The sequence below is a fragment of the Listeria weihenstephanensis genome (genome assembly GCF_003534205.1).
GTDB classification, from domain to species: Bacteria; Bacillota; Bacilli; order Lactobacillales; family Listeriaceae; genus Listeria_A; species Listeria_A weihenstephanensis.
Window position 1 is genome coordinate 2,765,183 of sequence record NZ_CP011102.1, and the last position, 26,532, is coordinate 2,791,714.

Sequence of the window (26,532 nt, forward strand, 5' to 3'; positions counted from 1 at the left end):
TTCCTTATCAAAAGGGCGAGTTTTTTTATGTTTCTACTACTAAAAAAAGGGAATAGATCTGTATGACACTATTGAAAAAGCATGTACTCACGATATTACGTCAGGAGATGAATAAGATATGCCAAGTTTTCACTTTCAAAAACCATTAGTCATACGAAAAAATAACCCCATCGAAATTCAAAATGAAAAAGAAGAGCTTGTTGGAACCATCGAAAAAATTTCATCCCGCATTTCTTTCCAAAATAATAATCCATTGTACAGCTACACTAACGAAGCGGTACATAAAGAACTCGCCACGTTAACCGTCGAAATTGGCTGGCTTGGAGAAGATGGCTCATCCGTTGTATACCACAATATCGAGCCCCATTTTGATATGTCATTCAAAGAAATTCCCAGCAGCAACCACAGCCTCCATATAAAAGGAATGAAAGAGGACCATCGCATCGATATTATTCAGTCCGAAGCAAAAGGTCCTATAAAAATCCTGCTTGACCACACTGATACGTGCCATATTGCAGTTGATAAATCGCTATCAGGTAGCGCCGTCTCTATCGAATACCAGGAAACTGAAATCTTGCCTCCCGCTTTTTTCCTACTATCTTTCTTCATTATTAAACTTATCAAAGAAGAGTTCTAAAACAGCAAAACTCCGAATCAGCTCATCTGAATCGGAGTTTTTTTAATGGTAACTTATTCATCATCCCTTTCAAGATCATCCATCAACCTAGCTAAGAGGGTATCTCCATGACGCCCTAGAACCTCACGATCATTATACACCTGAATAAATCCATCGATCCCGATATTCGCAAACTCAATCTCATGCTCTGGCGTAAACAACTTGCCCAGTTCCACCTCGAGCACCTGAAAAAGATCATCCAACACGCGTAATGGACGTTCCCCCTGCTCATCTTCCATCCGCTTTGTAAATTTCTTCAGTTCACCTTGAACCAAGTCATTCACCACGCGCCGATCCTTTCTTTGCAACATCGGATCATCCGTTTTCGCATCGTAAGCCGCCTTATTCTTAGCAACAAAAATCTCCAGACATAAAAGTGTCCCATCAAATATTCCCCGAGAATCATTCGGTATCTCAAACTCCTGTATAACTAGCTCATATTCTTTCTCCATCTCGAATCACTCTCATTTCGTTTGCATTTTAAATATACGTGGTTAAATATCAACACCTTCAATATAACACGACATCAGTATTCGCGCCAAATGAAAAATAAGACTGAAATACCTCTTTACCTAGTAGTAATAAAGAATATTAATTTCAACAGTTATTTATTGTATTATATTAACAAAGAAAGCGTTCTTATGGTAACTTTAAAGAAGTGTATAATTTATTTACGCTACTAGCGTCTTAGAGTTATACCAAAAATACATATAAGGGAGAAAAGTGAAATGAAACTAAAATTTATTGTAGCTGCTGTAACGCTTACTGTTTCCTCAATCTGTCCAGCATTTTCCACAATAGTAAATGCTGACGAACAATTGCCTGCTGTGGTATTTGAGAACGATCAAATTTCTAATGACAAAGATTTATACAAGTTAGCTCAAAAGCAAGAGCAGGAAAATATTGATGATATCAAAATAGCTGGTGAGGAAATTCCATTAGATTTAGTTGATACTGAATCAATTATTCAAACTGATACTAGCGAACCAGAAAATCTGGATGTATCGAGAGCTACTGAGGTTCTTCTTGTTGATAAAACAACAGATGACGACTATTCAGCCTACATGACATCAACTATATTTATTGAAGGCGACAGTGATTCAGCCATATCTTCAAATCTTGTTGCTCCCGAAAAAGCTCAAACTTCAGATATTAATGATGATTTAAAAGTAGACAATAGTAGCACCTATAAGAACATTGGTTCAAACTTAGTAGAAAAGTTAAGCGGAAACCATAAAAATACTATTTTTCCAACTCTTATTGCAAGTTGGACCGATAGTAAATCATCTCAAAAGTATGATAGCGGACGAAATGTTTTGTTAACTATGAAAATTTATTATCATTATCAAAATAAGGGAGGCGCAAATCATCTTGATATGAACTACGTAGAGTATTGGACAACTCCTAAAGCTAAGGGCTCATCTGTTGGCTATAGAAAACTTGAGTTTAAGCAAATGGGATTATCAGGCTATAAGTCTGGATGGATATATAATACCCATGCTAGCTACCCTACATCAAATCATAAAACGGTAAATGTTCCTGATAGTTGGCCTCCAGTTCTAACAAGTAATGCTTTTGTAGGCGCTAAAATACAAGCAACAATTTATGGTTCTAATAATAAATCATATCATGTTGCAACTACAACAATGCTACTTGATAACCTTGGAGTAAACAAAGGTAGAGGTTCTTGGTAAGTTAGTGTTTACTTTTCCTTATTCAAACAAAGAATAAAACTTATTTTATTAAACTACACGCACCCATATCTAGGCTGGTGCGTGTTTTTGATATAAAAGAATTTTATATCAAAAAACCTATTGCATAATTACTCAAAAACATGTATTATTATATTTATCGAAAGAAGCCATAAATTCTATGTTCATCTTTAATAGTTATTCATTAAAATGCATAAACTAGCAGGATGATATACATTATAAAGGAGTGTACTTATGATTAAAGGGAAGTTTTATCTCAAATTAACCGCTATATTTTTTATATTAATGATCGTCTTTTCTAGTTTTTCACCAGTTTTAGCCGCAGACAAAGACACGTCGCTGGCTGATGTGAAGGAACGTGGTAAGCTCGTAGTCGGACTCTCTGCGGACTATCCTCCTTATGAATTCCATAAAACTATTAAAGGAAAAGATACTTATGTTGGTTTTGACATTAGTATTGCAAAAAAAATTGCCAAAGATATGGGTGTTGATCTAAGTATTAGTGAAATGGACTTCGATAGTCTCTTGCCCGCTTTAAAAACTAATAAAATTGATGTCATTATCTCTGGTATGTCTCCAACTCCAGAACGTCTCAAAGAAGTAGATTTTTCCGATCCATATATGACGGTTCAACAAAAGGTCGTTATTCGTAAAGAGGATAAAAATAAATATCAATCTACCACTGATTTTCAGGGTGCAAAAGTAGGGGCGCAAAAGCAATCAACTCAAGAAGCTTTAGCCCAAGATGAACTGACTGGCGCTAATGTAAAATCGTTATCTAAAGTAACTACATTAATGCTTGAATTACAGCAAAAAAAATTAGATGCAGTTGTTTTAGAAGGACCTGTTGCCGACGCATATATCACGCAATATGACGACTTAATGATCTCTGATGTTAATTTCGTTAATGGTACAAAACAAACTGCCATAGCAATGAATAAAGGAACTACATCACTGCAAAAAAGTATAAATACCTCCTTAAAAGAGATTAAAGATAAAGGCCTATTGAAACAATATCAAGAAGAAGCTAGTAAAGCCATGTTTAAAGAGGGCAATTTCTTCACACAATATGGTTCCTATTATTTAAAAGGCGCACTATACACAATTGGTATCGCAGCTATCGGAGTATTTTTTGGTGCCATTATTGGTGCTTTAATTGCTCTCATGAAATTATCTAGAACAAGGTGGCTACGTTGGCCTGCAAATTGCTACATTGAATTTTTACGCGGAACCCCACTTCTAGTTCAGATTTTCTTAGTCTATTTTGGTACAACTGCAATATTTGCAGGCTTCAACTTACCAGCGATCGTTGCTGGTTGTATCGCCCTATCGCTCAACAGTGCCGCTTACGTTGCTGAAATCATTCGTGCTGGAATCATGGCCGTTGATAAAGGTCAAGAAGAAGCCGCACGTAGTCTTGGTATGACGAAAGGCGCGAGCATGCGTTACATCATTTTGCCACAAGCGATTAAAAATATTTTACCAGCGCTTGGCAATGAATTTATTACTGTTATTAAAGAATCTTCCATGGTATCGATTATCGGTATCGGCGAATTGATGTTTATGTCCGGAGTCGTTGCGGGAGCTAGTCTAAACGCTTTCCTTCCATACGCAGTCGCAGCCGTGATTTACTTCATCCTAACGTTTGGTCTATCAAGACTTCTAGGCGTTGCTGAAAGGAGAATGAGAACAAGTGATTAAAGTAACCAAACTACAAAAACATTTTGATAAATTAGAAGTTCTAAAAGGACTTGATATAGAAGTAGAAAAAGGCGAGGTGGTCGTTGTCATCGGCCCCTCAGGATCTGGAAAAAGTACCTTCCTGCGCTGCTTAAACTTACTCGAACAACCAACTGGCGGCGTCATCGAATTCGAAGGTACTAACCTCACGGACAAAGACGTCAACATCAATGATTTGCGTCAACGGATGGGCATGGTTTTCCAAAGCTTCAACCTATTTCCACATAAAACTGTACTCGACAACCTAACCCTTGCACCCCTAAAAGTGAAAGGTGAATCTGCTGAGACCGCGAAAAAACATGCCTTGTCCTTGCTTGATAAAGTCGGGCTTGCTGATAAAGCAAACAGCTACCCATCGTCCCTATCTGGCGGACAAAAACAACGGGTTGCCATCGCGCGCGCCTTGGCAATGAATCCCGACGTGATGCTCTTTGACGAACCGACATCCGCGCTCGATCCAGAAATGGTCGGCGAAGTACTTCAAGTTATGAAAAGTCTCGCTAAAGAAGGCATGACCATGGTCGTTGTCACTCACGAAATGGGCTTTGCCAAAGAAGTAGCCGATCGCGTCATCTTCATGGACGGCGGTTATATTCAAGAAGAAGGTACGCCAGAACAAATTTTCGGCAACCCGCAAAACGAAAGAACACAAAGTTTCCTCGGAAAAGTGTTATAATAAGTGAAAAAGTGGAATGCAAACTCAAGCTGCATTCCACTTTTATCTACATATGGAGGTTTTTTTAAATGAAATTAGCTAAAAAATATCAACAAGCGCCCGTCAATATCTTATCTCAAATTACAACTATCGCGAAAACAACGCCGAACTTGATTGACTTTTCGATTGGAGATCCAGACCTTATTACTGACCAAGAAATCATCGAAGCTGCTTTCAAAGATGTGAAAAATGGCCAAACCAAATATACCGAGGCATCTGGTGACATCGAATTACTCCAAGCGATTTCTGGATTTTACGATCGTACATACAATTTACAGTTCTCCACCAGCCAAATCCGCGCAACGGTCGGCGCATGCCACGCGATGTATCTCGCACTTCAAGCCATCATTGATCCTGGCGACGAAGTTATCATCCACGAACCGTACTTCACGCCTTACAAAGATCAAGTTCTGGCGGCTGGCGGCGTTCCCATCTTCATTCCAACCTATGAAAAAGACGATTTTGCGATCAATATGGATATTTTAAACGCTGCGATTACAAGTAAAACAAAAGCGTTGATTCTAAATTCACCGAACAACCCAACAGGCGCCGTTTTCTCAAGTGAAATCTTTGAAGAAATCGCCTCACTCGCGAAAAAACACGATTTTTACATCTTATCCGATGAAGTCTACGATGGCTTCAGTTTCTATGAAAAGTTCACCCCAATGGCGCAATACGCACCAGAACACACCATCACACTCGGCAGCCTCTCGAAAAATTTTGCGATGACAGGCTGGCGAATTGGCTACATGATCGCGGGCGAATATATCATCCAAGCCGTGAAGGCGATCAACGAAGGCATTACATTCTCGGCACCCTCACCGTCCCAGAGAGCCGCGATACACGCTCTAAATAATGCAGACAAGTTTATACCAGAAGTCACAAAAACGTTCCAAAAACGTCTAGAATACGTCGGAAAACGCGTTTCTGAGATACCTTACCTTTCGATCCACCCAGTAAAAGGCACAATCTATGCTTTCATTAACATAAGCGGCTCCGGAATGACCTCCGTCCCATTCTGCGAATACGTCCTAAAAGAAACGCAAGTATTGCTGATCCCAGGTCTAGCATTTGGCGACACTGGAGATAATTACGTCCGCCTAGCCGCGACACAGGATTTGGACGTGTTAAAAGAAGCATTCGACCGATTAGCTAAACTTTCTTTCTAACCATTCTAATATTCCACTTGACCATGGGTGTGCCCCATGGTCTATACTTGTTTTATAAACCAAGTAATAAGGATGCCGAAGATGAATTCTAATTTAAAAATCGGTGAACTAGCACAACTTATGAATGTATCCATTTACCAAATTCGCTATTTCGAGGAAAAGGGCATTTTTTCACCAGCCTATATCGACGCAAACGGCTATCATATGTACGGTTTAGACGAGATATACCAACTATCAAACATCTTGCTATTTCGAAATCTAGGTATCTCTGTCCCTGAAATTAAGGCTTTGATGGAGAAGTATACCCCCAGTGAAAGCGAACAACTACTTCAAACTGCTCTATCTCGCCTAGAAAATAAAATCATCCAGCTAGAGTCTGTCAAAAAACAGGTCGAAACAGTCCTAACCAATGCCACGTCCGCCAGTCCTAATACTAGCCAGATAAAGCATTATCCAAAACGGCATTTTCAGCAAATAAAGTATGATGAACAAACAGGTAACGTGGATCTCCATCACTTAAAAGAAACCATGCGTGACTCTGATATACACGTTTTTAACAGTGATATCTTTTACACTACTATAAACAATGCAACCCAAGCCTTTATTGAGTCGCCGCTTTCCGATGATCTCGTTTTGCAGTCTGGTGACTATTTAGTACAGAGCGTTCTCGTTTCAAACGAAGCCGAACTTGAACAAGCTATTTCTCTATTTGAAAAGGAACCTGTTTTTGAACTATGCCCACCAACTCTAATCCTATGCCAAGAAAAATCCTATTCCTCTATTTTCCATTCTGATTATGTCGTTTTCGATATCCAAGCAAAAATGGAGTGGAAAGGCGGCGAAGATATTGCCTCAAAATCTGATTATCTCGTGTAGTTATAAACAAGAATACGCCATTCAAAAACTAGTTTTAACTGCATTTCGCTCCAAATTTACGACAAAAAAACTCAACGAAGAACAACAGTTACAATTAATCCGTTCCTTTTGGCAAATCACCGATGACGATCCTACCCAAAAACAATTCGTGGCTTTAAAGAATGACGAGGTTCGCGGCACGATGTTGCTTCGATTTAAATCCATAAAAACAGCAAAGCCTAGCTGGAACTTTTTATCCCAATGTCGCACTTTTGGCGTTAGAAACACACTAAGAATCATGACCCAATTGCTCGCATTAGAACATACTTTAACCGATAACGAGTGCTACATCGACCATATCGCCGTGGATCACACCGCCCAACGACAAGGAATCGGAAAAGCGCTACTCCAACGCGCGCAATCAGAAATCAGCTCCAATGAAAGACTCACACTATACGTTTCCGAAAAAAATAACAACGCAATTCAGCTATACAAAGCCCTAGGATTCCAAATCACAAAGCAAAACACTAGTTTACTACGAGGACTTTTATTTAACGAAGCCTCATGGATTTTTATGGAATGGAGGAAACTAACATGAAAAAAATATTACTCTTTATCGGCATTCCTCTCCTTCTGCTAATCGGCGTATTTCTATATGAAAATAGCTATAACATGAAAGAGAGCACAAAAATAATTCACACCACTTCCACTCCATTAAACGCCTTCATCGCGAAGCCCAGTCACGGTACAAAACAGCAAGGACTTGTCGTTTTTGTCCACGGAGACGGGCCAATGGATGCTACCCAAGATGGAGGTTATAAGCCACTTATGGAAAAATTTGCAGAAAGCGGCTATACATCCATCTCCTGGGATAAACCCGGTATTGGCAAGTCTCAAGGAAACTGGTTAAACCAATCCATGGACGACCGCGCAACAGAAGTAAACGATGTCATCACATGGGCTAAACAACAACCCAATATCAACACCGACAAAATCGTACTTTGGGGAGCCAGCCAAGCCGGTTGGGTCATTCCAAAAGTCATGGCTAGCGGTGAACACAAATTCGCCCTCACCATCCTAGCATCCCCAGCCATAAACTGGATTGAACAAGGCCAATTCAACACACAACAAGAACTACAAAACGAGGGGAAAACAGCCCAACAAATCAAAACAACGACAAAAAAAGACCAAGAAATCTTGACCCTACTAAACAATAATTCCTCCTATTCAACCTATCAAAAAATCGCACCAGAAGAAAACGCGATGACGAAGGACCGTTGGCAGTTCGTCCAAAAAAACTATCAATCTGACGCCACAGCCGACCTAAAAAAAATCACAACACCAGTACTACTTTTGCTCGCTGAAAAAGATCGCAACGTAGACATCCAAGATACAAAACAAGTCTACACCCAGACGATTCCCGAAAAACTACTCACCACCGTCACTATTAAGAACACACAACACGCCATGCTAAACCCACAAATCGCCAATTCCAAATGGCTCACAACCCTGACCGCCATCATGGCACCAAAAGACCAACTCCTAGACAAAGACTACCTAAACACCTGCCAAAAAAGCCTAAACCAACTAAACAAAAATAAGGACTAACAATCGCCCACAAGCAATCACCAGTCCTATAACACAAAAAATCATACTAACAAATGCTCGAATCCCAGTATGAGAGCATCAAAATAGTGCTTCTAACGACAGAAATAAGGTTTTCCCTAAAAAATCATACTCCCCGCCAGTTCCACAACCGTACCACCAAACCTCAGCGGAGCGAGAAGGCCTTAGTTCCTAGGCAAAAGCGAGTACCGAAGCGGAATGTACGATTTGTACATCAACTGAAAACAGGGAGGGAGTCTTATCTCCCCGACCATGTGAGAAGTTATGCGAAACAAAGAGTAGAAGAGCATCGGAACGGAACTTTTAACGACGGAGATGAGGTCTTCTCGCTCCGCTGAAAGACTAGCCGATGGTTGGGGCCATGGAAACTTGCCAATTCGTAATCATTCTATTCATTTCTTCCTCCGTCAAAACATTAAACCCAATAATCTGGTCTACAGAAATGTTCAAACCTTTAGAAAAACGATTCACCCGCGAAGCCGAAACACAGTTAATATAGACATCTTTCAACTTTACAACACTATGTGGAATCTCATCTGGAATATCCGTAATACCAATAATATACCCGATTGCTGTCACAAAAAGCACTGGCTCACCATGTTTCATTTGCTCGAATAACTCAACTTCTTTTATCGTATTTTCAATCATTCAAATCACTCCTTCATTATTACCTTTTTTATTTACCCGCTAAAAACGCATCTAAATCCACGTCTTCAAACGAATCATAGACACTCGTTCCCTCAGGGAAAACAATGCCCTTCGTTACCTCGTTCTTTACGACAATCACATGTAATCCCGCACCAACAGCTGATAACGAACCGTTACGCGAATCCTCTACAGCCACAGCTTCCTCAGGTTTTACCCCAAGTGCCTCCACCGCTTGACGATAAAGTGCTGGATCAGGCTTAATCACTTCCACATCATCCGCCGTTTGAATCGTTTCAAAATCCTCTAAAATACCGAATTTCTCAAGTATCGGATCTACCCAAGCGCGCGCAGAACTGGTCGCTAAACCAATTTTGTACCCATTATCTTTCGCGTAATTAAATAATCGCATGAATCCTGGACGCATTTCCAGTTTATCACGGCCATTATGCACTTGCACATCTATGTATTTTTGGAAAGCCGCCGCATCAAATTTGCCATTCGTCTGCTCCGCCATGTAGAGAAGTAGCGGTTCATCCGTACTACCAACCACTTGCTCATACACATCCATCGGCAAATCCAAGCCATAATTCACTTGCAAATACTTCTGTGTCTCGTCAAACCAAACTGCTTCTGTGTCAATCATTGTACCATCAAAATCAAAAACAAATGCTTTCATGAAATTCCTCCAGCTATCATATTTCAACCTCTTCATTATAACATATGAAACGGTTTCATCATAAAAAAGAATTAAATTCCCGAAAATAAGCTTGCAATTCAACCGAAAAACGAATATTATTGTAGTTGTGGTTTTAAAACGTTCGTAATAAGAACAAAAATCAGCTTTTTAATTACAAAAGGGAGTGGAATTTTATGTTTCAACTAAAAGCACATGGAACAGACGTCAAAACAGAGGTTATTTCCGGTTTTACAACATTTTTAACAATGGTTTATATTATCGTCGTAAACCCCGCAATCCTCTCGGCAGCTGGTGTTCCATTTAATACAGTCTTCATGGCAACGATTATCTCAGCTGTTGTCGGGACACTCTGGATGGCCTTATTCGCAAACTATCCAATCGCGATTGCACCAGGCCTTGGAATGAATGCTTACTTCGTCACTGTAGTTACCACGCAAAAACTAGACTACACGACCGCATTCACCGCCGTTTTCGTAGCAGGTATTATTTTCTTACTATTATCCCTAACACCATTTCGTGAAAAATTAATTACGGCAATCCCACATACATTAAAAGCAGGTATTACAGCTGGTATCGGACTTTTCATCGCTTTCCTCGGCTTCCGTATGACAGGAATCATCGTAAAAAGTGACTCCAATCTAGTCGGGCTTGGCGATCTTCATTCCCCAGAAGCACTACTTGCCATCGCAGGACTCTTGATTACACTCATTTTCCTAGCGCTAAACGTCAAAGGAGCACTTTTTATCGGTATGATTTCGACCGGCATTATCGCCTTTTTCACTGGTGAACTGAAATTCAATGGTTTTGTCAAAATGCCATCGATGCCTGACCTTGTTATCACGAATCCAATACACGCATTCGGCGATGTGGTCACGTATAGCCTTTATGGCGTCGTCCTGTCATTCCTTCTAATCACGATTTTCGATACAACAGGAACAATGATCGGCGTTGCTAAAAAAGCTGGCCTCATGAAAGGCGAAAGTTTGCCAAATGCAAAACACGCCCTACTGGCAGATGCCGTCGCAACAAGTGTCGGTTCGATGTTTGGTACAACACCAACAAGCGCCTATATTGAATCATCAGCAGGCGTTGCAACAGGTGGTCGTACAGGCCTAACAACGCTTACCGTAGCCGGCCTGTTCATTGTCTCCGCCTTCTTCGCTCCACTTGTCGGTGCCGTATCTGGAATCTCAGCCATCACAGCTCCCGCGCTAATTATTGTCGGTAGTATGATGATTGGCGCCGTGAAAGAAATCGATTGGGACACGCTCGACGAGGCATTCCCAGCATTTCTAGTTATTCTCGCGATGCCACTAACATCAAGCATCGCAATTGGCCTAGCATTTGGCTTCATTTCTTACCCAATCCTAAAAGTATTCACTGGTAAATGGCGCGAACTCAACTGGTTCCTGATCGTTATTGCGATTCTATTCTTCATCCTAGTTGCCTTCTTACCACATTAAAAAGAAAAGACGGGTCTGGGACATAACCCCGATAAATCGGCGGCAAGCGTTCGCATTCAGGGAGTTTGGCGGACTTCCGGTTCTCATGTACAGTCGTACACTCCGCTTCCGGCTTCCACCAAACTCCCTGAATACAAACGCTTTCGCTCGATTTGTGTAAAGCAAAATTTTTCGTCCTACCCGAAGTAAAGGGAAGGGCGTTTTTGCTTTATCTCGCGTTTTGTCCCAGACTCGTCTTTTCTTCCTTCAAACCCAAAGTATTAAAATTACTAACAAAAGCAAGCGTTTTCTCACAGATTATTCACAATTCCGTCAAACTTAATCACCCAAAATCATGCTATACTAAAGTTTAACATCTTAGAAAGGAGGGTTTATCTTGAGATTCCTCGAAGCATATAAATCTTATTGGAAAAATTACGTAAATTTCAGCGATAGTGCATCACGCACCGAATATTGGTATGTTGTTCTATGGAATGCCATTATTATTAGTATTTTTTATGTTCTATTTCTAATTTTCACAGTAATTACCGTAGCGACAACGACTGCAGGTTCCACTGGTGATGCCGCTTTCGTGCTAATGGCTGGTCCAATGCTGTTCATTACAATCGTCGCAATTCTGTATGCAATCGCAACCTTTATTCCGACACTCAGCCTAATGGTTCGCCGTTTACATGACACGAATAGAAGCGGTTGGTTTGTTTTACTCGGCCTCATTCCATTTGTCGGCGAGATTATCATCATCGTTTTGATGTGCTTACCTGGTGAATTATCACTAGAAAATAATTACGATTTCTAACTTACACAAGGACGTGAATAATTTCCCGTCCTTTTTTTATTTGGAATTTTGCCTATCTAGCCATTTTATTAGACAACGACCTTACATATCTGCTATAAAGGAATTAGGAATCCGAATAGAAATGAGTGAGCCATTTGTGGAAAGCATTTTTTAGTGGCATTGGAATTGCCATACTAGTTATCATTTTCAGCCTATTAACAACCGGATACAGCTTGTCATCGTTGTTCTCTTTCGTACTGATGGTCTTAATTGTGGCATCGATTATCTGCTCCGCGCTTGTATCCGTTGGCAGATCGCAAAACCCAAACAGAAAAGTCCAATTACGATGGAGCATCTTACTCGCCGTTGCCGCAATTCCATCATTTATTGGTTTTGTTATCAGTTATTATTTCACGTAAAAAGAGCCCAAATAAAGGCTCTTTTTTCTATTTCTTAAATGCCTCAATAAACGCAGGTACATATTCAGGTAAATCTGGCGGGCGGCGACTGGAAACAATATGACCGTCCGTCACAACTGCTTCATCATGCCAAATCGCACCGGCATTCGTCATGTCATCCTTAATACCAGGTGTACTCGTTACGTTCACACCATCTAAAATTCCTGCTGAAATAAGAACCCATCCAGCATGGCAAATTTGTCCGATCGGTTTCTTCTGCTCATCAAAATAACGAACAAACTCTATTACCTTATCAAAACGACGTAATTTATCTGGAGACCATCCCCCAGGAACTAAAATCCCGTCATAATCTTCTACCTTAATATCATCAAAACTGTAATCACTTGTTGCAGGAACACCATATTTCCCGTGATAAACAGTATCCGCTTTTTCACCAACCAAATGGACCTCAGCTCCAGCCTCACGAACACGCAAAACAGGATACCATAATTCTAAGTCCTCAAAATCGTCACTGACTAAAGCAATCACTTTTTTACCTTGTAGTGTCATTTCCTCGTCCTCCCTCAACATTGATACCTTAAGTATAACAATAGAGATCGCGCGGGTGAAATGATCTGCTTGTTGGGGGTTTGGCGATTTTGCTTTGTTTTTAGTTTTGTCTTGGTTATCTCAGTTCTAGCTAGGGTATTAGTAAAAAACATTATTTCTCTAAAGATATTTGCCGTAAAGAGAACATTAGGGATCGAATACTCACTTTGTTCGAACAGCCACAACAACAAAAAAAGCCAAGTCAATTGACTTGGCACGCCATCATGTTCAGTTGTCTATGCTTAACGGGATGAGGCACAAACGAAAACTACATGGCAAATGAGATGAATGAAAACAAATAATGGGCGTCGGTGCGAAATCATATGATAAACATAAATGCTCACCATTTGGAAGATGGATACACCGATTCCATTATAACCATGATAGGGTCTTATCCCCACAAAAATAAACAATGACTGTATACTTTTGTCAAAATAAGAACTTATATCAAATCTAAGGTATATATACATTCTACTTTTGTTGACTGAAAAAAGCAAGCGAACAAACTGTGGAATTTTTGTGTCTAAATATCCAGCTTTATGAAATTTTGTACATATTTTCAAGCTAAAGTTGTTCTTTACACATAAATATTACTGCTTTGAACCAATTGTAATTAAAAAGCGTGCACTTATGATACGAACAGCGAAAAAAATTTTTTCATAAAAATTCTCCGAAAAAGATATCGGAGAACCTATTACTTCTATTAGTCTACTAGTTTTATAATCATATTACAAATAATAGCCACTATCGGAATTAACGCCCAGATTCCCCACGTCCAATTTCCACCATGCGATTTAGTTTTTTTCTCGTGTTCTAAATCGTTCACTTGTCGACGTAGTTCAAGTACTTCCAACTCCAGATCCTGCACCTTATCCTCAAGATCATACAACCGCTCTTCCACGATAATCCCTCTCTTCCACTCACTTTGATAGCCCTATTATATAATAAAAACAAGCCTGCCGTCATCGTACCATAGTCTGATTAACCTAATAATAGCAATTCTTCCAGCGCTTTGCTACAATAAGATTATAGCTTATAAATGAGGTGGGAAAATGGATATCCATACAGAAGAAGCCGTTGTAAAATTAATTCTACACGGTGGAAATACGCGTAACGAGGCGTATGCGGCAATCGCAGCTGCAGAAAATTACAAGTTCGAAGAGGCAACATCTCATTTGCAAAAAGCAGAAGTACAGTTTTTAGAGGGGCATGCCTGGCAGACAAAACTCGTTTCTCGTCGAAGTTCAGAGCACGAGGTAGCACCATCCTTTTTATTGGTACACGGGCAAGACCATTTGATGACTGCACAAGCCGAACTCAACTTAGCGAAACAAATCGTACGCCAATATCAAAAGCAACGCGAACTGGAAACACGCATCGAACAATTGGAAAGAAACATTCTAAAATAAGAAAAAGATACGAAGACAAGTATTCTAACCAAAGTTAGGGCTCTTGTCCACGTATCTTTTTTAACGTATACCGAGTGCGATCTTAGCGTAACGCGACATCCGATCTTTCGACCAAGCCGGCGTCCAAACTAGTTCTACATTCGTGTCTTTCACTTCTGGAATATCCGACATTGCCACACGAACTTGATCCGTAAGAACACCTGCAAGCGGGCATCCCATCGTAGTTAATGTCATCGTTACCGTACAAAGTCCTTCATCATCCAAGTCCACATCGTAAACTAGACCAATATTAACAATATCAATACCTAGCTCCGGATCGATTACTTGTTCCAAAGCACCCATTAAATTTTCTTTTAGTTCAGCATCCATGAAGTAGTAGCCTCCTTTTGATTTTCTAACATTATTGTATCACAGTTGAGAATGATTTTCATTATAATTTTTCTTCTAAAAAGCCGACAGCCGCAAGCATGCCCTCAATCGATATTTTATGTTTCGCTTTCTCATCCACCATGAATGCAACGTTGTCCGTCATGTCCTCTTCCACCAAAGCCTCATACAATTTCTCGCTGTATTGGAAAGGCACCACATCATCCGCTTTACCGTGCCACATCATCAAAGGCCGATTTTTCAATTTCGTAGGCGCAGCGCTTAGATCATACGGTGCAAGCTCACGAATTCGTGCATCTACGTCAAAAGGAAACTCCACTCCTTGTTTCGCAACGCCATCCGCTAATGCCTTGGCAAAATGCCCGTAATACGAACTCCCCGCAAGACAAACACCAACTTTTAGCCAATCATACTGCGCTAACATTCCAAAACTCGTAATCGCCCCCATCGAAAAACCGCCAACCGCAAGTCTCGACATATCCATCAGCCCTTCTGCCCCCAGCGCCTCAACCAATATCGGCAATTCATCAATATTCCCACGAACCGTGTCCCAGAAATAAATGGCTTGTTCCGTATCCGTTTCTTTCGCCCAGCGTTCCCCATGCATCGGTGCATCTGGCAAAATCACACGCATCCCGCGCTGCGCAAGCAAATAAGCATACGGCAAATAGAGCTCTTTTTGCGACTGAAAACCATGATAAAAAAAGACTGTAGGCAAAGCTTCTAGCCCACTCCTCTCATCAAAAATATGCAAGACTGGAATTTCTTTTATCCACTTATGTTCTACTTGAATCATTGATAAGCCTCATTTCCATGTGATTTATTAATTTTTCGTAAAGCACTTAGCCGTTTACAAAGCGCTCCCAAACGTCTATCATAAAGGTATACTATCTATTCTAACACTTTATCAAAATAGGGACTAGATATTCGAATTATAGAAAGAATGAGGAGACATATATGACAAAAAAATTAATCGTCCTCGATCTGGATGGAACCGCCCTAAAAAGCGATCAAACCATTTCCGATCGAACAAAGAAAGCACTAGCTAATGCACGCGAGCAAGGCCACGAAGTTATGATTGCGACTGGTCGCCCGTATCGCATGAGCCACATGTACTATTATGAACTAGGCTTAGATACACCGATTGTAAATTTCAATGGTGCCGTTTTCCATCACCCACGAGATATTAAATTCAGCAATGCCTACCATCAGGCCATCGACTTAAAAACAGCACGTGAACTGCTTGATTTCTCAACAAATTATGCGCTAGATAATATTGCAGCAGAAGTTCAAGATAGTGTGTTCCTACGCGAACGCAACAATAGCGTACCCGACATGTTCCAACAAGGCAAAGAAAATGTCTTTATCGGAGATCTGCGCAACACAATAACAACAGATCCGACATCGCTACTATTTTTCGCTAGTCAAGAAATGCTACAAGAAATCAGCAGTCATATGGACACACGCCTTTCCAATATTGTGACATACCGTAATTGGGGCGCAGAATGGCCAGCGATGGAAATGACAAAATTCGGCGTTCATAAAGCAGTCGGCGTCCAAGCTGCAAGTCGTTATCTTGGCATTGATCGCAAAGATATTATTGCATTTGGTGATGAAGATAATGATCTTGAGATGATAGATTACGCAGGCGTTGGCGTTGCAATGGGTAATGCCATCGATCCACTGAAAAACGTGGCAAACACAGTCACACTATCCAACGAAGAAGACGGTATTGCGATTTATTTGGAAGAAAATTTAGGCGTATAATCTTCACGTTATCAATATTTCCAGGTAGAATCTTAACACCGTTCTACCTATTTATTTTCCCATGTGCCACTATCCTTTTCGTAGTTGCAGTTCTTCTGAAAATAGTATGGCCCTCTCCTGTTTACCTCGAATAACCTAAGCACATCGCTATTTCTAAAATCCAGCGTATAAAGAAATACCTATCGAATGGGCCCACTTTAAAGTGCCCAATCGATAGATACGTTTTACATAAGCCTTCTTATTAGTAAAAGAAGTGATATAATTAATTCAAAATCCTCGTCAAGGGATAGATTGGATGTGAATGAATGCATGTTGACAATTATCATTATTATCAGCTGGTTTATTGGCTTTATGGCTATTTGGGCCATCATAAAAGCCTCAACAAAGAAGCCAAAATGAGAATTAAAAATCACTTATTCGAACAAACACTACCTAATGATGTATCCCAGTCTTATACATTTCCATCGCCATCCTCTGATCAGCTTCCGAACGAAAATCACCAAATACGCTCGAAGTCTCCACAATGTTAATAAAGCAACGCGGGTCCACAGCTTGCACAATATGCGTCAAATCATATAATTCATAGCGAGTAATGACCATCACAAGCATCGTGACACTCTCCTTAGAGTACGCACCCGTCGCATCCACCACTGTAATACCTCGAAACATATTATCCTGAACGCCGCGAATCACATCTTCTGGATTCTGCGTCATAATCATTGCTGTTAATTTTTGATGTCTCGTATGAATTGTATCTATCACTCGACTAGAAACATACAATGAAATCAGCGTATAAAGTGCATACGTCCACTCATAAGTAAACCCTGCAATCAAAATAATAACACCATTCATAATCAAAAAATATTTACCAAATGAGCGTCCCGTTTTAATCGTAATGTACATCGCAATAATATCAAGACCCCCTGAAGAAATCCCAAACTTAAGTGCTAGTCCAATCCCTACAGACGAAATAACCCCACCAAAAATCGCATTTAGCAGAATATCCGAAGAAACCTCCTGTACTGGTATCACAATTAAAAACAAAGACATAAAAGCTACCGTTACAAAGCTGAATACCGTAAACGCTCGGCCTACCTTAAACCAGCCCAGTACCGCTACAGGAATATTTAGTAATAACACAAGTAATCCAGTTGATAACGTTACACCAATTCCATCCTGCAATAAATCAGAAGTAAGCTGTGCAACACCTGTCAGACCACTTGCATAAACATGCGCAGGAATCAAGAAAAAATTCATCCCGATCGCATTCAACAACGCAGCAAGCACTGCAATAAAAAATTTCTTCGTACTCTCAATATAAATTTGTCGTTGCTTCAACCCAATTTCCCACTTTCAAAAAAATTACACTTGCAAGCTCTCTTAAAATAGAGGTCGTCCTCCAGACAAATAGAACCCTACACTAACAGTAGCAATCACACATACGATAAATAACCCCAAAAAGAGATTCGACGGTTTTTGCTTCTTCCGATAACTAAGTAACATTTCCACAACACCAATCGTTGCAAGTCCCAGCAATATCTTGAAAATAGATACTACCACATGATCACTAAAACTATACTTCATCATCATAATTCCACTCAAAATAACCGTGATATACAGCACCCGATTAGACATCTGCATAATTGTAAAAACTTTTGCTGATTTCTTATAGATAAACATTGCCACTAAAGTAAATACCACAATCCCTACCCATGAAATCAAATGAATATATGCCCACATAATAACTCCCCTTTTCCTTCGTTTACATCACTTGATTTTCAAGCGTTCCAATTCCTTCAATCGTAATTGTAACAGTATCTCCCGCATTTAGAAAGCGTGGTGGCTTCATGCCCTTTCCGACACCATCTGGAGTCCCTGTAGCAATGACATCACCTGGCATAAGCGTATGTCCTTTTGAAAGCTCCGAAATAATCGTTGCAATCGGAAAAATAAGCTGATCCAGCGTGCCATCTTGTCTCAATTCGCCATTTACCAGCGTTTTAATTCGCAATTTGCTTGGATCTGGAATCTCATCCTTTGTCACAACATAGGGCCCAATCGGACAACTTCCATCTAAACTTTTAGCAATATAAAATTGTTTGTGCTTCACCTGTAAATCCCGGGCCGTCACATCATTTAGAATTGTATAGCCAAACACAGCATCCATCGCTTCATCCATCGAAACATCTACAACCTGTTTCCCAATCACAACCGCAAGCTCGCCTTCATAATCCAACTCATCTGTCACCTCAGCGTGCAGCGGGATTGTTCCGCGATGCCCCAAAAGTGCATTTTTACTTTTAGTAAAAATCATAATGGCTTCTGGAATATCCTTCGCGCTCCCCATCTCTAACACGTGCTTCCGATAATTCTTCCCAACAGCCAGAACATTATTAGCAGGTACGATCGCTGGACAAAATTGAATATCCTTACACGAAATTGCGCCTTGCATCGCTTCCTGCTGATTGATAATATGCTCTAGCTTCTCAGGTTGCGAAATAAGATCTACTAACGTTTTAGGACACTCTGATTCCATAAAGAATGCACTGATATCAATAATTTCATCTCCCTTTACAATACCAAATGAATCTCTACCACCCTTTTTAAAGCTAATCCACTTCATTTCTTCACTCTCCCTCTGTCAATTCACAAATATGATCTCCATCAAAAAAGTATAAATAAACATGGTCCACTTGTCTACTACTTATTTTCTCTACAGCCTCTTTATACATATCCATTTGCACTTGATACCGCTTCTTTAAAACAGGCTCTGCTCTCAGCCAATCATTTTCAAATTTTCCTGTTATTTGATCCGTTTTATAATCAATAATAATAAGTTCATCCCCTGTGTCTACCATTACGTCAATCATACCTTGCACAATAATTTGCTCATCTGTCTCCACTTTCTGATATAAACGGTTAGCAGGAATTTTATAACTAAACGGTATTTCCCGCGAGGTTCTAGTAGCATTCTGAATCATTATTTCCCCAAGCTCCGAATCAAAAAAAGCAATAATCTCATCTATTTGAATAGAAGCCGCCTGATTTTCATTCATAATCTCCCTAGTCACCAAATCTTCGAGTAATAACGCAACCGTCCGCGATGTGGGCTTTTCATCTAATGATAATGCTTGCATCACCGTGTGCATTGCCGTTCCTCGTTCCGTCGCGGTCAATTTTTGTTCCTGCATAAACTTAGGCCGTTCAAAAGAAACTGGTTGCGCATTTCTTGTAAAACGCGTGTCACTAAAACTATCTGTAACGGAAAATTGTCGCTTCACTTCTGTCACCGATTGTTTTGATCTAATTTCCGCCTCCTCTTTAAAGCCGTACTCAAAACCCAAACGGTTCTGAATTTGCCTATAATAAGGTGACTCCGTCTCTGCATCTTTACCATATTTCACAATGTCCAACCAACCCGAGTCTTCTTTATCATCGTTATTTACAGTTAAAAACTCCTCATACTGATGTTTTGCAATCACAAGACTCATATTGGTTGGTAATTTCACAGCGCCTGAAACCTGAGTTACTCCCATTTGAGCAAGATAAGAAGGATGCCTTACAAAAACGCTCCCGATCCACTGCAAGTAGGTCTTCGCTTGGTACCTAACGCTTGCTGGCAATATCCACTCAGCTTGATGCATACTCCGCTCCCATTCAGCAGTTGCTTTCTCTAAACTAGGAACCGTGCCCACAAGAATTAACTTCTCCTCCGCCCGAGTCAGAGCAACATAAAGCACACGCATTTCTTCAGCGGTCATCTCTGCAACTTTCTTATATTTTATCGCCTGTTGCATAATAGTAGGATATACAATTCGTTTAACAGGATCGTTATATCTCGTTGCAAAACCAAAATCCTTATCAAATAAGTATTTATTATAAATATCACGCATATTGAACTTCCGATCCAAACCAGATAAAAATACAACTGGGAATTCAAGTCCCTTACTAGCGTGAATCGTCATCATTCGAACGACATCTTCTTTTTCGCCTAGCGTCTTAGCAGTCCCTAAATCCTGTCCCTTCACTTCTAATTTTTCCACAAACCGAATAAACCGGAATAATCCTCTAAAAGCTGTTTTTTCATATTGATTAGCACGATCTAATAATGCCCGAAGATTCGCCTGCCTTTGCTTACCACCCGGTAGACCGCCCATAAAATCATAGAAATGTGTTTCTTGAAAAATTTGCGAAATCAAGTCCGCTAAATTCTCACGCATAGACAATTCCCGCCAATTACTCAATTGCTTCAAAAATGATTGCACTTGCTCAACTAAGCCATCGCTCTGCGTTATAGCATATTTTTCTAGTGCCTCGAAATACGGCATATTCTTCCCGACCGCTCGAATTCTCGCCATCGCATCCTCGTTCAAACCAATAAGCGGCGAGCGTAGAACAGAAGCGAGCGGAATATCTTGATATGGATTATCAATAATTTTCAGCAAAGAAATCATGACCGCAACCTCTGTCGCTTCAAAATATCCTGAATTGTTGTTTGCGTAAAAAGGAATATCCAACTCCTTCATAGCTTCCTCCATCTCAGGAGCACTCGTTAAAGCACGCGATAAAATAACGATATCCCTATATTCTATAGCTCGATACTGCTTCAAAGCTTTATCAAAAATGGGCGTCTTCTCTTGTATAAGTAAATCAATCCTCCTAGCAATATAACGCGCTTCTACTTGTCTTTTTTGCAACTGCTCAGGTGATAAGTCATCCGCTTCATCTGACTTGTCGTCTTGTTCCATATCAATTAAAACAAGTTCTGTATCCGACGTATCCGACTCTGGAAAATTTGCTCCCAAAACCAACTCCGCCTGCGAATCATATTCAATTTCTCCAACCTCCGTATCCATCAATTGGTTGAAAATGAAATTCGTCGTGTCCAAAACTTCCGAACGACTTCTGAAATTCTGCGACAGATCAATCTTCATGCCAGTTTCATGCCCATCCTCTGTATACCGCTTATATTTAGCCAAAAATAGGCCTGGCTCCGCTAAACGAAAACGATAAATCGACTGCTTAACATCCCCAACCATAAATAAATTACCATCCGCTTCCGTATCCGCCGTGACAAGTGATAGGATGCTCTCTTGAACCATATTAGTATCTTGATACTCATCAATCAATACCTCTTTAAATTTAGCTAAATATCCCAAAGCCGCACTAGAAGGCTTATTTTTATGCTCGGGATCCGACAAAATGCGCAACGCCAAGTGCTCTAAATCATTAAAATCAAGCATTCCTCGGGCAACCTTTTCCTCATAGAACCTCACAGAAAACTCTTTGCTAAGTGCTATTAACGTCTCAATTGTCGGCTTCATTTTCCCTAAGTCTAACAAATAATTCGTGCCACTTCTTTGGAACCACTCATTCTGCGCATCTGTGATTACTTTTTTCGCCTGATCACGTAACTTTTTCACCTGATCGACCAAAACCTCATCATACATATCTTTATTTTTCAAAGTAGCAATTCGCTGAAATTTCACAGCTTTCCAAGTATCCCCCAACTCATTCCATCCATTATTCAACGCTTCAATAATGAACATCACTTGATCCAAATCATTATTTAAAGTTACAATATATGGCTCTGGACCTGCTGTTTCACCACATAATAAAATCGCATGTCTCAAAAAATGCTCCGCTTGACGCAAAGTCATCAATAACTGCTTTTCAATAACCGGGTAGAAAGATAAATCAACAACATCCGAAATATTGGCTACATCATAATTAGTAACAATTGCTTCTAACCACTTCTCTGGATCAGGATGTGCCCGAGAGAAATCATAAAGCTCCCCAACAACTCGGCTAATATCATCATCTGATCGGTCTCCAGTGAATGTATCTACCAATTCAAAAAAAGCGATATCTTCCGCCTGCCCGTAGTGTTCCTCTAGCAACTTATCCATCACTTCATCACGTACCATTGCGCTTTCAATCGGGTCAATTAGACGGAATTCTGGATCAATATCTGCCAAGTAGTAATATCTTTTTATAACGTCTAAACAAAAAGAATGTAGCGTTGAGATAGAAGCGTAGTTAAGTAAAGCAATTTGCCGTTTCAAATGCCCCGACGATTCATTTGCCAAAAGTGCATTTTCTATAGCTCTGCCAATTCTCGCCTTCATTTCAGCAGCAGAGGCATTTGTAAAAGTTACAATAAGCAATTCGTCCACATCAATAGGATTCTCTGGATCAATAATCTTTTCAATCACACGGTTTACAAGTACTGCCGTTTTCCCCGATCCAGCCGCCGCTGCGACAAGAATATTTTGACCAGAAGCATGTATAGCCTTCCACTGATCTTCCGTCCATGTGACACTATCTGGCTTCATAGGAATTTCCTTTTTCATTTTTGATCCTCCTCTCTCATTTTCTGTAGGACGTCCGCTCGATTCTGATTATCTAGCTTACGGTAATTGTTACTGTCTAGTGAAGCGTCAAACTGACAAACAGATCGGAACGGGCATAATTGACAAGGTTTTCGTTCCTTCAGCTTATACGGATTAATTGCAACTTCACCATCAATAATCTTATTCCCGGCCTTCACATATTGGTTTCGTACATATTGCCGCATCACATCAAATTCCGCTTTAGTTGCAGTAGCAGAGTGCGCATTAAAATGTCCATCTTTCTTCAATCCAGTTGGAACAATAGTCGATGTTTTACCTGGTTCCAATTCCGTATCCATCAACGAAACAGCCAAAGCATCATCCAGTACTAGCCCTTTCATACGAAAACTTTTTAATAATTCCTTTTCCAATTCCGCATCTGTCAATTCTTTATCTGTTGATATAAGTGGATTATGCATATGGAAATAGAGTACTCCTGCTGGCTCTGCTACCTTGCCAATTAGTTTAGCCGAATTTTCTACGACAATATCCAAATAAGTTAACATTTGTAAAGCCAGCCCATAATACACCTCTGTCATCGGTAGATCATGTGAACTCGATTTGTAATCAATAATTCTCAAGAATGTTCTTTCATCGCGCTCAGCCTCATCTATTCTATCAATCCGCCCCTGCAAAATTAATTCTCGGTTATCATGTAACGGCAATTTCAGAGGTGGTATTTGGCCTTTAATCCCAAAATCAACTTCTAGTCCCACCGGCTTAAATAAACTAATTTTCGCCTGCTCATTTAACACTCGAGTTGCCCGAATAATGATATTTAGTAATTTATATTGAATATACTCTAAACGCTTCGTGCTTAACAAAATTTCATGTTGCAACTTAGGAACCAAGTATTTCATAGCCAAACTGGCCATCTCCATACACTGCTCCGTAGACAAATTTCCCCATTCCAGACTATTTCTCCGCAATTCTCCAGAAATCCATTCCATTGCCCCATGAAAAATTTCGCCAATATCAACGGACTGCAATTTAAAATGCGCTCTTTCTTCCAATTTAAGTCCATGCTGGGCAAAATGCTGGAAGTGACAACTATAAAATCGCTCCATTCGTGATACACTCGCATGAATATCCTCTCCAAATAAAGCCGTTGCCACTTCTTTTGAAATATTTTCAGCTTTATTTTGATAAAATAGACTTTCTAATATTCTCAAAGTGGATGTTCCCCAAACCTTATCTGATTTCAGGAACTGATAAGCATCCCACCACACTGACGACATCTGATAGCCCCTTTTTTTAAACTGCAACTGAGCCGTTAGATACCCAATAGCCGATCTTGGCGCTGAAATATATGCCGCTTGATCCACATCTTCAAGTAAAGAAGGATCACTTAAATAAACCCCTCGCCGAAGTTTTGGAAAAATAGTATTCACTCGCCTCACATAACTAGACTCCGATAACTCCTTACCATTATCATCAGCGTTCGGGTAACTAATAAATAAAAGTTCTGAGGGCAGCGTCAACAGCCGATATGCTAAGAAATCTTCCGTTGACAGCATCATTTTTCCGCTTGGTCGAACGGCAACCCCTGACATATTTAGATCAACGCGATCCTCATCAGATAAAATTCCACTCTCTTGCTTCTTCATTGGTAGTACGCCATCATTGACACCCACAACAAAAATAACCTTCTTGTTTAATAACCTGGAATTATCCATATCTGTAATGATTAGCTGGTCAAGGGAAGGCGGAAGTAAGGCAAAATTAAGTGCATCTAACCCCGTATTAATGATATCAAAGAAAATATCTAACGAAATTTTCTCTTCTCCCATAACCTCCACAAACTCGTCTAACAAGCCAATAACCGATTTCCATGCTTGCTCATGCTCTTTTGCTAATTCGAGTTCATTCGCCTCTTCTGCGCGCTTACGCCACACATCTAATCGTTCATCTACGCGAACATCCAACATGAATTGAAAAAGTGCACTTGCCTGCTCCATACCAGTTTCCGCATCCTTCAGCTGTTTCTCTAATACCATCAAAGGCTTCCTAATCTGATCTTTCACATCATTAATCGTATCTTCCCGTATCTTTTCATCATCTGTCTGCACACCTTGATTCAAATCCAACCCACGTATTTTCCTATAGCTCCAGGGCTTCTTATCCATCCATCTTCGTTTGTTATAGATCCCATTCTCCAAGATATAATTTTCAAAAATATCTACTTTTCCACGATAAATAGTACTACTCACATCTAAAGGAAAGAAAAACTCTGTACGAACTGCCTGAAAAACTGCTTCATATTGCCAATTAGTTCGGATAATATCTAGGCTTGAGCGCAGGAATTCTACCATAGGATGATTTGCCATTGTTCGTTTCTTATCAATGAAATACGGAACATCATTTGCCTGAAAAGAAGAACGTAAAATAGTCTCATAGGCATCCAAATCTCGACTTAAAATAGCGATATCCCGATATCGATATCCATCCAAAGCTAACTGTCTCACACGCCTCGCTATACCCTCTATTTCCGCCCGTCGATTATTAGCCTCATCAATTGCAATTGCCTTTACTTCACCATTAAATTTTGAAATCGCGATATCTGACCAAGTATCCTCCAAGTGTAGCAGTTCCTCTTTTTCAAATCGTTTATTATCCTTCAAAATAATATTGGGTGCTATTTCACACCCGCCATTTCTGGCCATCTCGGTTAAGTTAGCATAAGTTGTCCCAGTCATCTGAAACAGATTATATTCATTTAACTCACTCACGTCATAGATCTTATCCAAAGTCAACACAATCGTCACACTTCTACAAGTCTTCATCAATTCACCTAAAACTAAATACTCTTGCGGTGAAAATTCATGAAAACCATCAATAAAAATATCACTTTGTTGTAAGAATAAGTTTCCCGAAATAGCATCTATTAGCAACCTTAAATAGTCTTCATTTTCTAGGTACTTACCGGATAATGAATCCTCATAAGCATCATATAACGTTGCGATATCAGCCATTTTATTTTTTAAATCAAGATTAATCTCACTTTCAAAATCCCGAATCTGCTCCTTGTCCACACAATACTGCTTCATTTCTTTAAATATCTGCTCTAACTCTTTAATGAAACCTTTCTTGGAGGCATTTCGTCCGAATAAATACAACTCATCCTGTTTTTCAATCATAATTTTACGAATAATCATCTCTAAACCAGAGTCAGTAAGGAACGTTCTTGCCAGACCACCACTTTCTTGGAGAACTCGCCATGCCAAACGGCTAAAACTAAAAATTTGCGCATGTAATAAACCCGAGATATTCTCGCGTTTAAAAAGTTCTGTCTCTGTTTGTAAAGTCATTTGATCCGGAACCAAGAAAAGAGAGCTAGCTTGTGGGTTCTGAATCATTTTCTCCTCTAGCCTGTCCATTATTAACGCTGTTTTTCCAGTACCAGCGCGACCTATAATAAATTGCAAACTCATTTCGCCACCACCGAACATATGTTTCTTTTTTTGAATCATAACATAAATAAACTAGCTTGACCA

Annotated in this window: 25 protein-coding genes; 13 read left to right on the forward strand and 12 right to left on the reverse strand. The window is 40.0% G+C overall.

From position 1 onward, the window contains the following. The first annotated feature begins 118 nt into the window (after window positions 1-118). Window positions 119-637, forward strand: a complete 519-nt coding sequence (locus UE46_RS13370) for a hypothetical protein (RefSeq protein ID WP_036059307.1) — start codon at window positions 119-121, stop codon at window positions 635-637. A gap of 53 nt (window positions 638-690) precedes the next feature. Here UE46_RS13370 and UE46_RS13375 read toward each other — a convergent pair whose 3' ends face one another. Beyond that, window positions 691-1,128, reverse strand: coding sequence for a hypothetical protein (locus UE46_RS13375; protein WP_036059305.1), 438 nt, complete (start codon window positions 1,126-1,128; stop codon window positions 691-693). Between the two features lie 276 nt (window positions 1,129-1,404). Between UE46_RS13375 and UE46_RS13380 the strand changes: the two genes are divergently transcribed. From UE46_RS13380 to UE46_RS13410, 7 genes are all read left to right on the forward strand, one after another. Then, window positions 1,405-2,370 carry a hypothetical protein gene (locus UE46_RS13380; protein WP_036059303.1) on the forward strand — a complete coding sequence of 322 codons (966 nt, stop codon included), beginning with the start codon at window positions 1,405-1,407 and terminating at the stop codon, window positions 2,368-2,370. 252 nt (window positions 2,371-2,622) lie between these two features. After that, window positions 2,623-4,089 carry an ABC transporter substrate-binding protein/permease gene (locus tag UE46_RS13385; RefSeq protein WP_118907694.1) on the forward strand — a complete coding sequence of 489 codons (1,467 nt, stop codon included), beginning with the start codon at window positions 2,623-2,625 and terminating at the stop codon, window positions 4,087-4,089. Continuing rightward, window positions 4,082-4,804, forward strand: a complete 723-nt coding sequence (locus UE46_RS13390) for an amino acid ABC transporter ATP-binding protein (RefSeq protein ID WP_036059301.1) — start codon at window positions 4,082-4,084, stop codon at window positions 4,802-4,804. The genes UE46_RS13385 and UE46_RS13390 overlap by 8 nt, the downstream gene beginning before the upstream one ends. A gap of 68 nt (window positions 4,805-4,872) precedes the next feature. Next, window positions 4,873-6,012 carry a pyridoxal phosphate-dependent aminotransferase gene (locus UE46_RS13395; RefSeq protein WP_036059299.1) on the forward strand — a complete coding sequence of 380 codons (1,140 nt, stop codon included), beginning with the start codon at window positions 4,873-4,875 and terminating at the stop codon, window positions 6,010-6,012. 81 nt (window positions 6,013-6,093) lie between these two features. Then, a complete protein-coding gene (locus tag UE46_RS13400) occupies window positions 6,094-6,888 on the forward strand; it encodes a MerR family transcriptional regulator (protein ID WP_036059296.1) in 795 nt (264 codons plus the stop codon). After that, on the forward strand, window positions 6,860-7,465 hold the full coding sequence (locus tag UE46_RS13405; RefSeq protein ID WP_036059294.1) for a GNAT family N-acetyltransferase: 606 nt from the start codon (window positions 6,860-6,862) through the stop codon (window positions 7,463-7,465). Before UE46_RS13400 ends, UE46_RS13405 begins: the two co-directional genes overlap by 29 nt. Next, a complete protein-coding gene (locus UE46_RS13410) occupies window positions 7,462-8,475 on the forward strand; it encodes an alpha/beta hydrolase family protein (protein WP_233230935.1) in 1,014 nt (337 codons plus the stop codon). Before UE46_RS13405 ends, UE46_RS13410 begins: the two co-directional genes overlap by 4 nt. 360 nt (window positions 8,476-8,835) lie before the next feature. Here UE46_RS13410 and UE46_RS13415 read toward each other — a convergent pair whose 3' ends face one another. Both UE46_RS13415 and UE46_RS13420 read right to left on the reverse strand, forming a co-directional pair. Next, a complete protein-coding gene (locus tag UE46_RS13415) occupies window positions 8,836-9,126 on the reverse strand; it encodes a hypothetical protein (protein WP_051492818.1) in 291 nt (96 codons plus the stop codon). A gap of 43 nt (window positions 9,127-9,169) precedes the next feature. Beyond that, window positions 9,170-9,817 (reverse strand): HAD family hydrolase, encoded by a 648-nt coding sequence (locus UE46_RS13420; RefSeq protein WP_036059291.1) that lies wholly within the window; start codon window positions 9,815-9,817, stop codon window positions 9,170-9,172. 194 nt (window positions 9,818-10,011) lie between these two features. Between UE46_RS13420 and UE46_RS13425 the strand changes: the two genes are divergently transcribed. The 3 genes from UE46_RS13425 to UE46_RS13435 all read left to right on the forward strand — a co-directional run bounded on the left by UE46_RS13425 (window position 10,012) and on the right by UE46_RS13435 (window position 12,495). Beyond that, the gene (locus UE46_RS13425; RefSeq protein ID WP_036059289.1) at window positions 10,012-11,301 is read left to right on the forward strand and encodes an NCS2 family permease; all 1,290 of its coding nucleotides are present in this window, start codon (window positions 10,012-10,014) and stop codon (window positions 11,299-11,301) included. 376 nt (window positions 11,302-11,677) lie between these two features. After that, a complete protein-coding gene (locus UE46_RS13430; RefSeq protein ID WP_036062706.1) occupies window positions 11,678-12,097 on the forward strand; it encodes a DUF805 domain-containing protein in 420 nt (139 codons plus the stop codon). A gap of 134 nt (window positions 12,098-12,231) precedes the next feature. Beyond that, the gene (locus UE46_RS13435) at window positions 12,232-12,495 is read left to right on the forward strand and encodes a hypothetical protein (protein ID WP_118907696.1); all 264 of its coding nucleotides are present in this window, start codon (window positions 12,232-12,234) and stop codon (window positions 12,493-12,495) included. 27 nt (window positions 12,496-12,522) lie between these two features. Here UE46_RS13435 and UE46_RS13440 read toward each other — a convergent pair whose 3' ends face one another. Continuing rightward, on the reverse strand, window positions 12,523-13,044 hold the full coding sequence (locus UE46_RS13440) for a type 1 glutamine amidotransferase domain-containing protein (RefSeq protein ID WP_036062702.1): 522 nt from the start codon (window positions 13,042-13,044) through the stop codon (window positions 12,523-12,525). A 742-nt stretch (window positions 13,045-13,786) separates the two neighbouring features. After that, window positions 13,787-13,984, reverse strand: a complete 198-nt coding sequence (locus tag UE46_RS13445) for a hypothetical protein (protein ID WP_118907697.1) — start codon at window positions 13,982-13,984, stop codon at window positions 13,787-13,789. Window positions 13,985-14,135: 151 nt separating this feature from the next. Between UE46_RS13445 and UE46_RS13450 the strand changes: the two genes are divergently transcribed. Beyond that, window positions 14,136-14,492 (forward strand): PTS lactose/cellobiose transporter subunit IIA, encoded by a 357-nt coding sequence (locus tag UE46_RS13450; protein WP_036062700.1) that lies wholly within the window; start codon window positions 14,136-14,138, stop codon window positions 14,490-14,492. A gap of 60 nt (window positions 14,493-14,552) precedes the next feature. On the opposite strand, the gene UE46_RS13455 is transcribed toward UE46_RS13450, so the two are convergent. Further along, window positions 14,553-14,861, reverse strand: coding sequence for a metal-sulfur cluster assembly factor (locus UE46_RS13455; protein WP_036062697.1), 309 nt, complete (start codon window positions 14,859-14,861; stop codon window positions 14,553-14,555). 61 nt (window positions 14,862-14,922) lie between these two features. Then, entirely contained in the window at window positions 14,923-15,675 is a 753-nt protein-coding gene (gene yjfP, locus UE46_RS13460; protein WP_036062696.1) for an esterase, read from the reverse strand. Window positions 15,676-15,836: 161 nt separating this feature from the next. Between yjfP and UE46_RS13465 the strand changes: the two genes are divergently transcribed. Beyond that, window positions 15,837-16,646, forward strand: a complete 810-nt coding sequence (locus tag UE46_RS13465; protein WP_036062693.1) for a Cof-type HAD-IIB family hydrolase — start codon at window positions 15,837-15,839, stop codon at window positions 16,644-16,646. A gap of 432 nt (window positions 16,647-17,078) precedes the next feature. Here the strand turns inward: UE46_RS13465 and UE46_RS13470 are convergent, their stop codons facing one another. The 5 genes from UE46_RS13470 to addB are packed head-to-tail and all read right to left on the reverse strand — an operon-like array spanning window position 17,079 to window position 26,469. Beyond that, window positions 17,079-17,984 (reverse strand): YitT family protein, encoded by a 906-nt coding sequence (locus UE46_RS13470; protein ID WP_036062691.1) that lies wholly within the window; start codon window positions 17,982-17,984, stop codon window positions 17,079-17,081. A gap of 42 nt (window positions 17,985-18,026) precedes the next feature. Beyond that, window positions 18,027-18,386 carry a YisL family protein gene (locus UE46_RS13475; RefSeq protein WP_036062689.1) on the reverse strand — a complete coding sequence of 120 codons (360 nt, stop codon included), beginning with the start codon at window positions 18,384-18,386 and terminating at the stop codon, window positions 18,027-18,029. A gap of 22 nt (window positions 18,387-18,408) precedes the next feature. Continuing rightward, window positions 18,409-19,269 (reverse strand): fumarylacetoacetate hydrolase family protein, encoded by an 861-nt coding sequence (locus tag UE46_RS13480; RefSeq protein WP_036062687.1) that lies wholly within the window; start codon window positions 19,267-19,269, stop codon window positions 18,409-18,411. A gap of 4 nt (window positions 19,270-19,273) precedes the next feature. Then, window positions 19,274-22,999: a helicase-exonuclease AddAB subunit AddA gene (addA, locus tag UE46_RS13485; RefSeq protein WP_118907698.1), complete on the reverse strand. Its 3,726-nt coding sequence runs from the start codon at window positions 22,997-22,999 to the stop codon at window positions 19,274-19,276. Then, window positions 22,996-26,469, reverse strand: a complete 3,474-nt coding sequence (addB, locus tag UE46_RS13490; RefSeq protein WP_036062712.1) for a helicase-exonuclease AddAB subunit AddB — start codon at window positions 26,467-26,469, stop codon at window positions 22,996-22,998. The genes addA and addB overlap by 4 nt, the downstream gene beginning before the upstream one ends. Window positions 26,470-26,532 lie beyond the last annotated feature (63 nt).